The sequence below is a fragment of the Kaistia sp. UC242_56 genome (genome assembly GCF_044452255.1).
Lineage (GTDB): Bacteria > Pseudomonadota > Alphaproteobacteria > Rhizobiales > Kaistiaceae > Kaistia > Kaistia defluvii_A.
In genome coordinates, this window is the sequence record NZ_JBIOAN010000002.1 from 1,824,579 (window position 1) to 1,838,350 (window position 13,772).

Annotated in this window: 11 protein-coding genes; 5 read left to right on the forward strand and 6 right to left on the reverse strand. The window is 66.4% G+C overall.

Annotated elements, in window-relative coordinates:
• Positions 1-141: 141 nt before the first annotated feature.
• A complete protein-coding gene (locus tag ACHMWQ_RS11320) occupies positions 142-2,253 on the reverse strand; it encodes a transglycosylase domain-containing protein (RefSeq protein ID WP_396309429.1) in 2,112 nt (703 codons plus the stop codon).
• Positions 2,254-2,677: 424 nt separating this feature from the next.
• Here ACHMWQ_RS11320 and ACHMWQ_RS11325 point away from each other — a divergent pair, with 424 nt between their 5' ends.
• Positions 2,678-3,109 (forward strand): YcgN family cysteine cluster protein, encoded by a 432-nt coding sequence (locus ACHMWQ_RS11325; RefSeq protein WP_396309430.1) that lies wholly within the window; start codon positions 2,678-2,680, stop codon positions 3,107-3,109.
• 317 nt (positions 3,110-3,426) lie between these two features.
• Here ACHMWQ_RS11325 and ACHMWQ_RS11330 read toward each other — a convergent pair whose 3' ends face one another.
• A complete protein-coding gene (locus ACHMWQ_RS11330) occupies positions 3,427-4,293 on the reverse strand; it encodes a helix-turn-helix domain-containing protein (protein ID WP_396307529.1) in 867 nt (288 codons plus the stop codon).
• Between the two features lie 139 nt (positions 4,294-4,432).
• Between ACHMWQ_RS11330 and ACHMWQ_RS11335 the strand changes: the two genes are divergently transcribed.
• A complete protein-coding gene (locus tag ACHMWQ_RS11335) occupies positions 4,433-5,377 on the forward strand; it encodes a phytanoyl-CoA dioxygenase family protein (RefSeq protein WP_396309431.1) in 945 nt (314 codons plus the stop codon).
• 64 nt (positions 5,378-5,441) lie between these two features.
• Here ACHMWQ_RS11335 and ACHMWQ_RS11340 read toward each other — a convergent pair whose 3' ends face one another.
• A complete protein-coding gene (locus ACHMWQ_RS11340) occupies positions 5,442-6,332 on the reverse strand; it encodes an AraC family transcriptional regulator N-terminal domain-containing protein (protein ID WP_396307530.1) in 891 nt (296 codons plus the stop codon).
• Between the two features lie 141 nt (positions 6,333-6,473).
• Here ACHMWQ_RS11340 and ACHMWQ_RS11345 point away from each other — a divergent pair, with 141 nt between their 5' ends.
• Both ACHMWQ_RS11345 and ACHMWQ_RS11350 read left to right on the forward strand, forming a co-directional pair.
• Complete coding sequence (locus tag ACHMWQ_RS11345) at positions 6,474-7,205, forward strand: SDR family oxidoreductase (protein ID WP_396307531.1); 732 nt, start codon at positions 6,474-6,476, stop codon at positions 7,203-7,205.
• 234 nt (positions 7,206-7,439) lie between these two features.
• A complete protein-coding gene (locus ACHMWQ_RS11350; protein ID WP_396307532.1) occupies positions 7,440-8,312 on the forward strand; it encodes an aldo/keto reductase in 873 nt (290 codons plus the stop codon).
• Between the two features lie 774 nt (positions 8,313-9,086).
• Here ACHMWQ_RS11350 and ACHMWQ_RS11355 read toward each other — a convergent pair.
• Positions 9,087-11,042 (reverse strand): pyrroloquinoline quinone-dependent dehydrogenase, encoded by a 1,956-nt coding sequence (locus ACHMWQ_RS11355; RefSeq protein WP_396307533.1) that lies wholly within the window; start codon positions 11,040-11,042, stop codon positions 9,087-9,089.
• A 14-nt stretch (positions 11,043-11,056) separates the two neighbouring features.
• A complete protein-coding gene (locus ACHMWQ_RS11360) occupies positions 11,057-11,437 on the reverse strand; it encodes a hypothetical protein (protein WP_354548126.1) in 381 nt (126 codons plus the stop codon).
• A gap of 181 nt (positions 11,438-11,618) precedes the next feature.
• On the opposite strand from ACHMWQ_RS11360, the gene ACHMWQ_RS11365 reads away from it, so the two are divergent.
• Entirely contained in the window at positions 11,619-12,599 is a 981-nt protein-coding gene (locus tag ACHMWQ_RS11365) for an aldo/keto reductase (RefSeq protein ID WP_396307534.1), read from the forward strand.
• A 70-nt stretch (positions 12,600-12,669) separates the two neighbouring features.
• Here the strand turns inward: ACHMWQ_RS11365 and ACHMWQ_RS11370 are convergent, their stop codons facing one another.
• Positions 12,670-13,632 (reverse strand): aldo/keto reductase, encoded by a 963-nt coding sequence (locus tag ACHMWQ_RS11370; protein ID WP_396307535.1) that lies wholly within the window; start codon positions 13,630-13,632, stop codon positions 12,670-12,672.
• Positions 13,633-13,772 lie beyond the last annotated feature (140 nt).

A 13,772-nucleotide genomic window follows, 5' to 3' on the forward strand; every position in this document is an offset into this window, starting at 1 on the left:
GCATGGCGGGCATTCGCGCGGAAATACAGGCGTGCCTGCGGCGGAATTGGGCAACTGTGGAGGCTCGTGACGGAACAAGGGAGAGCGCCGCGCGCCCGGGCTCCGGTTGCACAGGCGTGGGCCGGGGCCCCGAGGGCGCGCCTAGGGCGTGCCTTCCAGCGCCGCGGCGCGGATCGCCTCGCCGGAGTCGAACGAGACGGCGTTGAGCGGCTTCAGCGGCGGCGCCGTTTCCAGCAGCTTTTCCAGCGCGATCAGCCGCTCGGTCGTGCGCGCCGAAAGCGACAGCGGGCGCTGGTCCGCGTCGGTGCTGGCGACCGCCGGGGCAGGGCGCGGACCGTCCGAGGCCGGCTCATCGATATAGGGGATGGGCTTCAGCTCGATGCCGTTATGGGCATAGGTCATCACCCGGTTCCAGGTCTGCGCCGGCAGCGAGCCGCCCGTCATCTTGTTGGTCGAGGTGAAGTCGTCATTGCCGAACCAGACGCCGCCGACATAATTGCCGGTGAAGCCCATGAACCAGGCGTCGCGATAGGCATTGGTGGTGCCGGTCTTGCCGGCGGTCTTGATGCCCTGCAGCTTGGCGGCGCGGCCGGTGCCGCGCTCCGGCACCTGGCCGAGCATGTAGTCCATCATGCCGACGGTCTTCTCGTCGAGCACGCGCTCGGGCGGCGGCACGTCGCGCTTGCGGTCGAACACCACCTGGCCCTGGCTGTTGAGGATCTGCGTGAAGGCATAGGGCGTCGCCTTGAGGCCGCCATTGGCGAACACCGCATAGGCGCCGGTCATGTCGAGCACGCGGACATCGGTCGCGCCGAGAGGCAACGACTTCGAATTGATGATGTTGGTGGTGATGCCCATGCGGTGGGCGAGGTCGATGATCGCTGGCCGGCCGACGGCACCGGCCAGCCGCACCGCGACCGTGTTCAGCGAATGGATCAGCGCCGTGGTGAGCTGGATCGAGCCCATATAGCGGCCGCCATAATTCTTCGGCGACCAGTTGCCGATCGAGATCGGCGCGTCGACCACGATGCTCTTCGGCGTATAGCCGTGCTGCAGCGCCGCCGTGTAGACGAAGGGCTTGAACGACGAGCCCGGCTGGCGCAGCGCATCGGTGGCGCGGTTGAACTGGCTCTCGCCATAGTCGCGGCCGCCGACCAAAGCGCGCACCGCGCCATCCGGCTCGGCCACCACCATCGCCGCCTGGCTGACCCGGTAGCGCTCGCCGGAATCGCGCAGCGCGCTCTCGATCGCCTCATCGGCGGTCTTCTGGATGTTGACGTCGACGGTCGAGCGGACGATCAGGCTGCGGTCGCCATCCGGCACCTGCTTCTTGACCTCGTCGAAGGCCCAGTCGAGGAAATAGTCGGGTGCGGTGTCGGCGGCCTTGCGCACGACGTCGGCCGGCTTGCGCCGCGCGCCCATCACCTGGCCCTCGGTCATGAAGCCGGCCTGCACCATGTTGGTCAGCACGTCATTGGCGCGGGCGCGCGCTGCCGGCAGGTTGATATGCGGCGCGTAGCGGGCGGGGGCCTTGTAGAGCCCGGACAGCATCGCCGCCTCGGCCAGGTTGATGTCGGTGACCTTCTTGCCGAAATAGAACTCGGCCGCCGCCGCCGCGCCGAAATTGCCGCCGCCCATATAGGCGCGGTCGAGATAGAGCTGCAGGATGTCGTGCTTGGAGAGGTTGCTCTCGAGATAGAGCGCGAGGAAGGCTTCCTTGATCTTGCGGTCGAGCGTGCGCTCGTTCGACAGGAACAGGTTCTTCGCCAGCTGCTGGGTGATCGACGAGCCGCCCTGGCGCACGGCGTCATTGCGCAGGTTTTCCATCAGCGCGCGTCCCGTGCCGATGATGTCGATGCCGAAATGCGTGTAGAAGCGCCGGTCCTCGGTGGCGAGCGTCGCCTTGATCAGGCTGTCCGGCATTTCCTCCAGCGGGACGGATTCCGAATGGCGCACGCCGCGCTTGCCGATCTCGGCGCCGTAGCGGTCGAGGAAGGTGACGGAATAATCCGATTGCGCCAGCCAGTCCTGCTTGGTGGCGTCGAAGGCCGGCAAGGCCAGCGTCAGCATGACGATGCCGCCGCCGACCGCCATGGTCAGCCCGTCGCCCAGGATCTCGAACGGCGCGCGGCGCCAGCCGGTCATGCGGAAGCGGCGGGCAAAGCGCGACAGCGCCTCGGCGCCGTCCTTTAGCCCGGTCCAGATCCGGTACAGCGCGGAATCGATGAAGGCGTCGATCTCGATCAGTCGCAGCCGGGGCGATTTCGCGGGCGCGGGGCTTGCCGGCGCATCGTCTTGCGCGGCCTTCTCCGCCGGGGAGGCCGGATCGCCAGCCGCGTCCGCCGGACGGTTCGCGCTGGGCTTCCAGCCGCCGATCCATGCCGCGATACGATGCTGAAGCTTGCGCAAGGGCTGTTCCAATAGAGGTCGAATGGTTCTAAAAGGCCGTCGAAACATCACATTCCGGCACTATATAGCGCCATTCGGAATGCTCGGTGAACAGACCGCCCCCAGCCCTGGCCGGTTTTCGCCGATCGACAAAGGATACGCAATCTCCATGCCCTTGCAAGGAAAGGACGCACGCGACGCTGCGGCCTCCGCGCAACAGGATGTCGCCCTGGCATCCGCGCCCGAGACCGAGGAAGCGCCGTTCTGGAAGCGCCTGACCCTGGAGGAGATGAACCCGACGCAATGGGAATCGCTCTGCGACGGTTGCGCCCGCTGCTGCCTCAACAAGCTGGAAGACTGGGACACCGGCGAGATCGTCTGGACGGCGATCGCCTGCGAATTGCTGGATGAGGATACCTGCCGCTGCCGGGATTATCCCAACCGGCATGATTTCGTGCCCGATTGCATCCCGCTCGACCCCAAGACGGTGCGCACGCTGACCTGGCTGCCGCCGACCTGCGGCTACCGCCTGATCGCCGAGGGCCGCGACCTCTACTGGTGGCACCCGCTGGTCTCCGGCGACCCGGAGACGGTGCACGACGCCGGCATCTCGACCTCCGGCCGCACGGTGAGCGAGAGCGATATCCCGGTCGAGGAATATGAGGAATTCATCGTCGAATGGCCGGGCCAGATCCCGGAGACGGAGAAGCCGGAGGGGTAGGGACGCTTTCCGGCAGACCCTCACCCCAACCCTCTCCCGCGAGCGGGAGAGGGGGCTCGCCTGTGCCCTTTCCCGCACGCGAACGAGGCTCGCTTTCTCCACCTCTCCCATGGGGAGAGGTCGGAGCGAAGCTCCGGGTCAGGGTTTAGGGAACTTGTCCGTGAGGCCGTAAACCCTCACCCGCCGCACTTCATGCGTCGACCTCTCCCTCAGGGAGAGGTGAAGAGGTACCTTTGCCGGTTCCTTGCAGCCCGAACTCCCGATGTCACTGCCGCATGGATCCTCGCCTTCGCGAGGATGACGGCGGGCGTGGGGCCTTACCCACCCATCCGAAACCGTTGCCGGTACTGCCTCGGCGTCAGGCCGCGTTGCGCCTTGAACTGGCGGTTGAAGTTCGCGAGCGAGTCGTAGCCGACCTCGTCGGCGATCATGGCGATCGGCCGCGTCCCACCCGAAAGCAGCGCGCAGGCGGCGCCGATGCGCAGGCGCGCCAGATAGCCCGTCACGCTCTGGCCGGTATGGCGCAGGAACAGCCGGTGCAGCCCGGACGGGCTCAGCGCGGCGATGTCCGCGAGGCCATCCAGCGTCAGCCGCTCGGCGAAATGCCGGTGCACATGGTCGAGCACGCGGTCGATCCGGCCGCGATCCATCGGCCTGTCGTCGGCGATCGCCAGGGGCGAGGCGAGCGGCACGGCGTCGGCGTCGCGGGCAAGCCGCGCCAGTACGTGCAGGAGCTGGATCAGCCGCTCGTCCGGCGGCAGCGCGAAGAGCGCCTCGATCAGCGGCCTCGCCCCGGCCGCAGCGGCGTCGGAGAACTTCAGGCCCGTCTTTGCCCGCGCCAGCATGGCGGCGACGGCGCGCAGTTCGGTGAACACGCTGCCGAGCGGCACCGTCCATTGCGGCAGGAACCACATCACCAGAGCGACATGCGGCGCCGCTTCCTCGACCTTGGCGGCCGAGCACCAGCTATGCGGCAGGTTGGGGCCGACCAGCACGAGGTCGCCATCGTCATAGCTGCCGATATGGTCGCCGATGAAGCGCTGGCCGCGCGAGTTCAGCGTCAGCGTCAGTTCGAACTCGGGGTGATGATGCCACTGGAAGGGGATCTCGCCGTCGAGGCGACGGTTGAGCGTCGCCCAGGAGGCTCCGTCCGGCAGCGCCAATCTCTCGAGAAACGGCTTCATCTGGATCCCTCGGGCTCATCGACGCCAGAATCGTATCAGTTTTTGCCGGGATTAGCGAACACGCGTCGGCGCCGATCGCTAGTCTTTCTCCTGAGGCATCCGCGAGGGATGTGGGAGATCAGGGAGAGAGACGATGTCCATGGCCGCCAATGCCGGCGTCAAGCGCGACAGCCATCCGACCACGCACCAGGAAACGCAGCTGAAGGACATCGCGAAGACGCTGCCTTTGCGCGTGCTCAGCGAGGAAGACTGGCAGCACTGGATCACGCGCGGCTATGTCATCGTGCGCCAGGCCGTGCCGAAGGAGAATGTCGAGCGGCTGGTCGACCTGCTCTGGCAGTTCGACGAGAAGGACCCGGCCGATCCCGCCACCTGGTATGCGCCGCAGCGCCGCGATCACATCATGAAGGAGCTGAACGGCACCGGCATGCTGGAGATCTACAATCACCAGTATCTCTGGGACAATCGCCAGGAGAGCCGGATCTATGACGCCTTCGTCGACATCTGGGACCGCGAGGACCTCTGGGTGACGATCGACCGCGCCAATCTGAACCCGCCGAAGAAGGTGAAGGGCAACCCGAATGGCTTCATCCACTGGGACGCCGATACCTCGCTCGTTCCCCCGCCGATCGGCGTGCAGGGCGTGCTGAGCCTGAAGAAGCAGGATGGCGATGTCGGTGGCTTCCAGTGTATCCCCGAGCTGTTCGCGAATTTTGACGAATGGGTGAAGACCCAGCCGGACGACCGCGACCCGATGCATCCCAACACGACGGGGCTCTCCATCACCAATATCGAGATGGAGGCTGGTGACCTGCTGATCTTCAACTCGCTGCTGGCGCATGGCGTGCGGCCCAACCATTCGGACGACCGCGTCCGCATGGCGCAGTACATCTCGATGCATCCGGCCGAGGAGGCGAATGTCGCCGAGCGCACCGAGCGCATCCGGCTCTGGCGCGAACTGGACCATCCGCACCGCGACGCTTTCCCGGGCGACCCGCGCGAGTGGGAGAAGGCGAACGCCGAAACGGCGACCCTCTCGCCGCTGGGCGAGAAGCTGCTGGGCCTGAAGAGCTGGCGGGAGTAGATCGCCACCCGCGGAGAGGCCGCGCGCGACGCGAGACGCCCGCTCGATGGGCGTCTCGAACCCACTAGCCGAACCGGGCATCCTGTCCGCGCAGCCGAGCGACATCGCGCTTGGGCGAGAGCTGGTGGATGCGGACATAGTCGCGCGAGAATTGCGACGGGCTTTCATAGCCGACCGCAAAGCCGGCCTCGGCCGCCGACAGGCCATCCATGACCATCATCCGGCGCGCTTCCTGCAGCCGGATATGGTTGCGGAACTGCAGCGGCGTCATGGTCGTGACGGCGCGAAAATGCTCGTGAAAGCTCGACAGGCTCATGCCCGCCATGGCAGCGAGATCGTCGATGGCGAACGCCTCCCGATACGACCCGCGCAGGAAGCGGACAACGCGCTCGATCTGGCCCAGACGGCCTTCGCCGCTGGCGATCTGGCGCAGCAGCGCGCCATGCGGGCCGGACAGGATCCGGTGCAGGATTTCCCGCTCGGCGAGCGGGGCGAGATGCCTCGCCTCGGCTTGGTCCTCCGTCAGAGCCAGCAATCGAACCGCCGCATCGATCAGGCCCGGCGTCGCGGCGCTGGTTGCCAGCGGTGACGATTGCTCTGCCGCCGGCATGTCCGCCCGCGTCGTGACGATCTCGGCAAGCAAAGCGCGATCGAGTTCCAGCCGCAGGCATAGGAAGGGCGCTTCGGGGCTTGCCGACACCACGGCGCCGATGACGGGCAGGTCGATGCCGACGATGAGAAAGCTCGATGGATCGTAGAGAAACGGCCGGCCGCTGATCGTCACCTGCTTCCGGCCCTGAGCGACGAGGCAGATGGACGGCGGGTACAGCGTGTGGACCGGCTCGGTCCGCGACGATGATCGGACAAGGCTTACCCGCTCCAGCGTCGTCTCGACGATGCCGTCTTCCGGCGCAAGGCGGCCGATCAGATCCGCCAGATCATTGCAATTTCGCATGCCGGCATCTTCGATTGCGCGGCCGTGCAAAGCAACCGGCTTTCGACCGGTTTGGACGATCGTGCAAGAGTCTCGGAGTTCCGTTCTACCGCCCGGCGGGCGGGATGGGCGATGTCGGTGCGTCTTCAAAAGGAGCACGACATGACGGATATCCGGAACAAGGTTGTTCTGATCACGGGCGCCAGCAGCGGCATCGGCGCCGCCCTGGCGCGCGAACTGGCAGCGGCCGACGCGAGACTGTTGATCGGCGCGCGGCGCACCGATCGCATCGAGGCGCTGGCAGCGGAACTGGAAGGGGCGGGCGGAACCGTGCTGGCGAAGTCGCTCGATGTCACCGATCGCGACAGCATGAACCAGTTTGCCCAAGCGGCCGTCGATGCCTTCGGACGCATTGACGTGATCGTCAACAATGCGGGGATCATGCCGCTGTCGCCGATGGCATCGCTCAAAGTTGACGAATGGGATCGCATGATCGACGTCAACATCCGCGGCGTGCTGCATGGCATCGCGGCGGTGTTGCCCGTGATGAACCGGCAGGGCGCGGGACAGATCATCAATGTCTCGTCGATCGGCGGGCTCGCCGTGGTGCCGACCGCCGCGGTCTATTGCGCCACCAAATATGCGGTGCGGGCGATCTTGGATGGCCTGCGGCAGGAGAACGACAAGATCCGCGTCACCTGCGTCTATCCGGGCGTGGTGGAATCGGAGCTCGCCAGCACGATCACCGATCCGGTCGCGGCGGCGGCGATGGTCGCCTATCGCAGCATCGCCCTGAAGCCGGCGGCGATCGCGGCTGCCATCGCCCATGTCATCGGCCAGCCGGCCGATGTCGACACCAGCGAAATCGTCATCCGTCCGACGGCGAGCGCCTAGGGAAGAGCCGAGGGCGGCGTCGTTCACGCGTCCGTGATCGGCGCCGCCCTTTGATATCGCCCGCCGCGCGCCCATTTCTGGGAGGCCCCTCCCGGGGGCATCCATTGCGAGACGAGCGGGTGTCACGGCCAGGGTGCCTTGCCTGCTTTCCGTCGCACAGCGGATTTCGATTCCGGCTGGATGCGCGTGCCGCAAAGGTCGTCGCTTCCGGCCTCCTCATCGAAGGACGACACCATGCCAAACGACATCAACGCCGCCGCGTCCGGTCAGTTCTTGATCGGCGGTGATCTGCCCGTCAACCGGCTCGGCTTCGGCGCCATGCGGATCACCGGCGACGGCATCTGGGGCGAGCCGAAGGACGTCGCCGAGGCGAAGCGGACGCTGAAGCGCGTGCCGGAACTCGGCATCGACCTGATCGACACCGCCGACAGCTACGGCCCCTATGTCAGCGAGGACCTGATCGCCGAGGTTCTGCATCCCTACACGGACCTCGTGATCGCCACCAAGGGCGCGCTGACCCGGCATGGTCCGAACATCTGGCAGGTGGTCGGCCGGCCGGAATATCTGCGTCAATGCGTGCTGATGAGCCTGCGCCGCCTGAAGATCGACCGCATCGATCTCTGGCAGCTGCACCGGATCGATCCGCGCGTACCCAAGGACGAGCAGTTCCAGGTGATCGCCGACATGCGCAAGGAAGGCCTGATCCGCCATGTCGGCCTGTCGGAAGTCTCCGTCGCCGACATCCAGGCGGCGCAGAAGTTCTTCCCCGTGACCACCGTGCAGAACCAGTACAACCTCGTCGACCGCAAGAGCGAGGCCGTGCTCGATTATGCCGAGGCCAACAATATCGGCTTCATTCCCTGGGCGCCGCTCGCCTCCGGCAATCTCGCCCGGCCGGGCTCGGCGCTGACCGAGATCGCCGGCAAGCTCGGCGCGACGCCGGGCCAGATCGCGCTCGCCTGGCTGCTGAAGCGCTCGAAGGTGATGCTGCCGATCCCCGGCACGGGCAGCGTCAAGCATCTCGAGGAAAACACGGCCGCCGCCTCGATCAAGCTCTCCGACGAGGACTTTGCCGCCCTCGACACGGAAGCCCGCCGCGCGGCGTAACGATCCTCTGGCCGGTCGCGATGTTTTCGCGGCCGGCTGGAGCACTTCTTCCGGCGTCATCCCGGGCTCGACCCGGGATCCATCCATCCGGGTTGGCTGCCACGCGAGACGCGGCGTGGATGGACCTGACCTTCCAGCGCCTCGGCTGTATGGATCCCGGGTCAAGCCCGGGATGACGGCGAGGGTGGGGCGGGTGGGTGCGAGCTTGCCGAGGTTGCTGTCGAGGCGTCGGGCCGTGCACTCTCCCTCGACAAGCCGATGTCTGAGGTGCGTCACCGCACTCCCGCCAGCCTTGCGCTCTCACCCCAGCCTCCGGCCCTCATCTCACCCTCCGGCGTCATCCCGGCGGAGGCCGGGATCCATTCATCCGGGTTGGTTGCCACGCGACGCGGCGTGGATGGGCCCGACCTCCCAGCGCCTCGGCTGCATGGATCCCGGGTCAAGCCCGGGATGACGCGAGGGTGGGGGAACAGGGTGCGAGCATGTCGAGGTTGCTCTCGAGGCGGTAGAGCTTGGCACTATCGCGTCGCGGGACGATGTTTAAGCTGCCCGCTGACGCTCGCAGGGGCCTTTTATACCTCGCCCACACTCCAGCCTCTGGCCTTCATCTCACCCTCCGGCGTCATCCCGGGCTTGACCCGGGATCCATCCATCCTAGTTGGCTGAATCCGAGACGCGGTGCGGATGGGCCCGACCTGCCAGCGCCTCAGCTGTATGGATCCCGGGTCAAGCCCGGGATGACGGCGAGGGAGGGGCGAGAGGGTGCGAGCTCCCTCAATTGGGCAAAGCGAACGCCACGATTTCGTCGGATACCCTCGGTGTCAGAATCGAATTGCCGCCGACGGTGAAGACGACATATTGCTTGCCCTTGTAGTCGTAGACCGCCGGCATCGCGACGGCGGGGGCTTCGACCAGCGACTTCCAGAGAACCTCGCCGGTCTTCAGGTCGATGGCGCGGACGCGCGAATCCATCGAGGCGCCAATGAAGATCACGCCGGTCGCCGTGACGACGGGAGCGCCGATCGTGATCGTCCCCCAGGATTCCGGCATGTAGAAGCCCCATTTCTGGATCTGGCCGAACGGCTTGTTCCAGAGCTGCGCGCCGGTCTTGAGGTCATACGCGGCCATCGTGCCATAGGGCGGCTTCCAGCACGGCATGCCGAGCGGGTTCAGAAAGGTGTTGAGGTTCATGCCATAGGGGCCGCCGGTCTGCGGGAACAGGCCGCCGGTCTCCGAGCCGCCGCTGACGGCTTTCTCGTAGTCGGCGCGGGTCAGCAACTGGTAGGTCTGCACCGCGCTGGAGGAATTGACAACGAAGGTCTGCGAGCGCGGATCGAGCGCGCCGCCGCCCCATTCCGTGCCGCCGATCGTGCCGGGATAGACCAGCGATCCCTGCAGGCTGGGCGGCGTGAAGCGGCCCTCGTCGACCAGCGATTTGGCGGTGCGGCTGCAATAGCCGAAACTCGCCCAGTCCGCGAGGTCATAGACGCCCGGCCACTTGTCGGGCACCACCGGCTTCGGCAGGTCGACGAAGGGCTGGGTGGGGGCGGAATGCTCGCCCGGCACGGTCGATTTCGGCACCGGCCGCTCTTCCATCGGATAGATCGGCTCGCCGGTCGTGCGGTCGAGGATGTAGAGGAAGCCCTGCTTCGAGGTCTGGATCAGAGCGGGGATCGTCTTGCCGTCCTTCTCGAGGTCGAACAGCGTCGGCGCGGCGTTGGTGTCGAGGTCCCAGATGTCGTGATGGACGAGCTGCCGGCTCCACAGCATCTTGCCGGTCGGGATATCGAGCGCCGTCACCGAGGTGATGACCTCGAGTCCCTCCGGAATGTCGCCGCCATAGAAATTGGGGCTGGGCGAGGAGACGGGGATGTAGAGGATCTGGCGTTCCGGATCGACCGACATCGAGGCCCAGACATTGGCCGTGCCGGTCTTGTTGATGACCTCCGGCGGCAGCGAGTGGAACTCCCAGCGCAGGGCGCCGGTGCGCGCGTCGAGCGCGAAGATCGTGCCGGGGCTGTCGACGGTCTGGTCCCAGTCCTTGCCGGCCCAGCCGAGCAGCAGATAGTCCTTGAACACGGTCGGCGGCTGCAGCAGCGACAGCGGCCATTTCGCGTTGGTGGTGTTGAACGCGTTGACGTCGAGCACGCCCGCCTTGCCGAAATCGGCGCAGGGCTTGCCGGTATCGGCGTCGACCGCATGCAGCTTGGCGTCCATCGTGCCGATATAGACGCGCTTGTCGCAGGCCCGGCCCGCGACCGGCGCATCGGCCTGCCAATAGGCGACGCCGCGGTTCTTCAGGTCCGGCTGCGTCAGCGCCTTCAGCTCGCCCTTGCTGTCATAGGTCCATTTGACCTTGCCGGTATCCGGCTCGATCGCGAAGATCCGGTAGAAGGGCGTGCCGAGATAGACGGTGTCGTTGACGAAGAGCGGCGTCGCCGACCAGACCGAGGGCGGCGTGGTGCCCGAGCCGTCCGACATGTCGCCGGTGTGCACCTTCCAGGCGACCTTCAGATCCTTCACGTTTTCCGGCGTGATCTGCGTCAGCGGCGAGAATTTTCGCGCCTGCAGATCGCCGTTGAATGTCGACCAGTTCTTGGCGGTGTCGTTAAGCGGGGCGGGGTTGGCGGCATCCTGGGCGCGGGCGGCCGTGGCTAGGCCGGCGGTGCTTGCGATGGCGAACAGGCAGGACAGGGCGAGGCGAGGCAGACGAGCTTCAGTCCGAGGCATGATCGGCGCTTTCGTCAGGAGGTGGGGATCGCTTTCAGGTCGCGGGCTGGCCCGAACACATGCAGCAGCCAGCCGACCAGGCCGGCAACCATGAGCCAGAGCAGGGCCTGGCTTTCGAGCAGGTAGGCGGCGAAGCCGGTGCCGAAGATGTCGACCAGGCAGCCGATGACGAGAAAGCCGCGCAGGAAGCCGCCGAGCCGGGACGCGCGCGCCAGGATCAGCGCCGCGACCAGCATGATCGCGGTGGAGGCGATGACGAGGAGGGTGCCGGGCTCGCCGGCGATGCCGCTGTCGCGGTTGAAGTAGTTGGCGATCGAAACGGCCAGTCCGGCCAGGGCGGCGAGCGCCATAAGCCAGGCGCCGGAGGTGGAGAGGCTAGCGCTGCGTGTGCTCATGCAGTCCCCATGCTTGGAGCGCAAGGCACCGCACCGGGACAGCCGGGCCTCACGTCACGCAAACAGTAACCGATAAGTGGCTCGTGCATAGGCACTTTATGGTTCACATTGCCGAGATCGCCGAACCGCGCCGGGCTCATCGCCCCGGGGCGGATCGGATCCGGTCGTCAAGGAGCGCTCCATGGAATATACACGTCTCGGTCGCACTGGCCTCGAAGTTTCCCGCCTCTGCCTCGGCTGCATGAGCTATGGCGACCCGGCGCGCGGCAACCATGCCTGGACGCTGCCGGAAGCCGAAAGCCGGCCCTTCATCCGCAAGGCGCTGGAGCTCGGCATCAATTTCTTCGACACGGCGAATGTCTATTCCGACGGCTCCAGCGAGGAGATCGTCGGCCGGGCGCTGAACGATTTCGCCAGGCGCGAGGAGGTGGTGATCGCCACCAAGGTGCATGGCCGCATGCGCCCCGGCCCGAACGGCGCCGGCTTGTCGCGCAAGGCGATCCTGCACGAGATCGATGCGAGCCTGGCGCGGCTCGGCACCGACTATGTCGATCTCTACCAGATCCACCGCTTCGACTATGAAACGCCGATCGAGGAGACGATCGAGGCGCTGGACGAGGTCGTGAAGATGGGCAAGGCCCGCTATATCGGCGCGTCGTCCATGTATGCGTGGCAGTTCGCGCAGATGCTGGCCAAGCAGGAGGCGCTCGGCCTGGCCCGCTTCGTCTCGATGCAGGATTACGTCAACCTGCTTTACCGGGAGGAGGAGCGCGAGATGCTGCCGCTCTGCGCGGCGGAAGGGATCGGCGTCATCCCCTGGAGCCCGCTCGCGCGGGGCCGGCTGACGCGCGACTGGGACGAGAAGACGGCGCGCGCCGAGACGGACGAATTCGGCAAGGGGCTTTATTCGCGCACGGCCGATGCCGACAGGCGCGTGGTGGAAGCCGTGGCGCATGTCGCCGAGCAGCGCGGCCTGCCGCGCGCCCAGATCGCGCTCGCCTGGGTGCTGTCGAAATCGGTGATCACGGCGCCGATCGTCGGCGCGACCAAGATGCAGCATCTCGACGACGCGGCGGCGGCGCTGTCGGTCCGGCTCGACGAATTCGAGATCGCGGCGCTCGAAGCCGCCTATGTACCGCATGCGGTGGCGGGCTTCGCCTGAGCCCCGTCAAAAGCCCCGGGATTGGCCGCGCGTCATCGCGGCCAATCTGCTTTTCGGGAGAGAGCCGACGTCAGGTCCAGCTTGGCATCCAGGCGTCGATATAGCGGGCGCCGAAGCCGCCCCTGGGCAGGATCTCGCGGATCCGGGCGAGGTCGGCCTCGTCAAGCCGGACCTCGGAGGCGCCGACATTTTCCTCGATCCGCTCGCGGTTGCGCGTGCCGGGAATGGGAACGATGTCGTCGCCCTGGGCGAGCAGCCAGGCCAGCGCCAGCTGCGCCACCGTCGCGCCCTTGCTGGCTGCCAGCTCCGTCAACTGCCGGACCGCCTCGACATTGCGTTCAAAATTACCCGGCTGCCAGCGCGGGTCGGTGCGGCGCATGTCGGTTTCCTCGTAGTCGCCGGCTGGCTTGGCCGTGCCGGTCAGGAAGCCGCGCCCGAGCGGGGAATATGGCACGAAGCCGATCCCCAATTCGCGCAGAAGCGGGAACAGCACTTCGACGTCGCGCTCGAACAGCGAATATTCGGTCTGCAGCATCGCGACCGGCTGGACGGCATGGGCGCGGCGGATGCTTTCCGGCCCGGCTTCGCTCAGCCCGAAATGCTTCACCTTGCCGGCCGCGATCAGGTCCTTGACCGCTCCGGCCACGTCCTCCATCGGCACGTTGGGGTCGACGCGGTGCTGGTAGAGCACGTCGATCTGCTCGATGCCGAGATAACGCAGGCTGTTTTCCGCAACCTCGCGGATGTGCTCCGGCCGGCTGTCTGTGCCGAATTCCTTCGTGAAGCCGAACTTGGTCGCGATCACGATCTCATCGCGGAAGCCTTTGACGGCCTTGCCGACGATCCGCTCGTTCTCGCCCCAGCCATAGAGCTCGGCGGTGTCGAAGAAGGTGACGCCGAGTTCGAAGGAGCGCTGGATGGTGGCGATACCTTCGGCTTCGTCGCTGGCGCCATAGGCGAGCGAAATTCCCATCGCGCCATAGCCGATCTCGGAAACAATGGGGCCGTTGCGGCCTAGCTGTCGCTTTTTCATGGATCTTGTCCCGCTGTGAAGGTGCGGGTTGGATGTGGTCCGAGAGCGCCCCCGGCCCAAGCCGAAAAGTCTCGATCTTTTGCCTGATCCTGCCAGGGGAGGCTCGCGAGCCGCAAGACCCTCTCCCGCTGGGGGAGAGG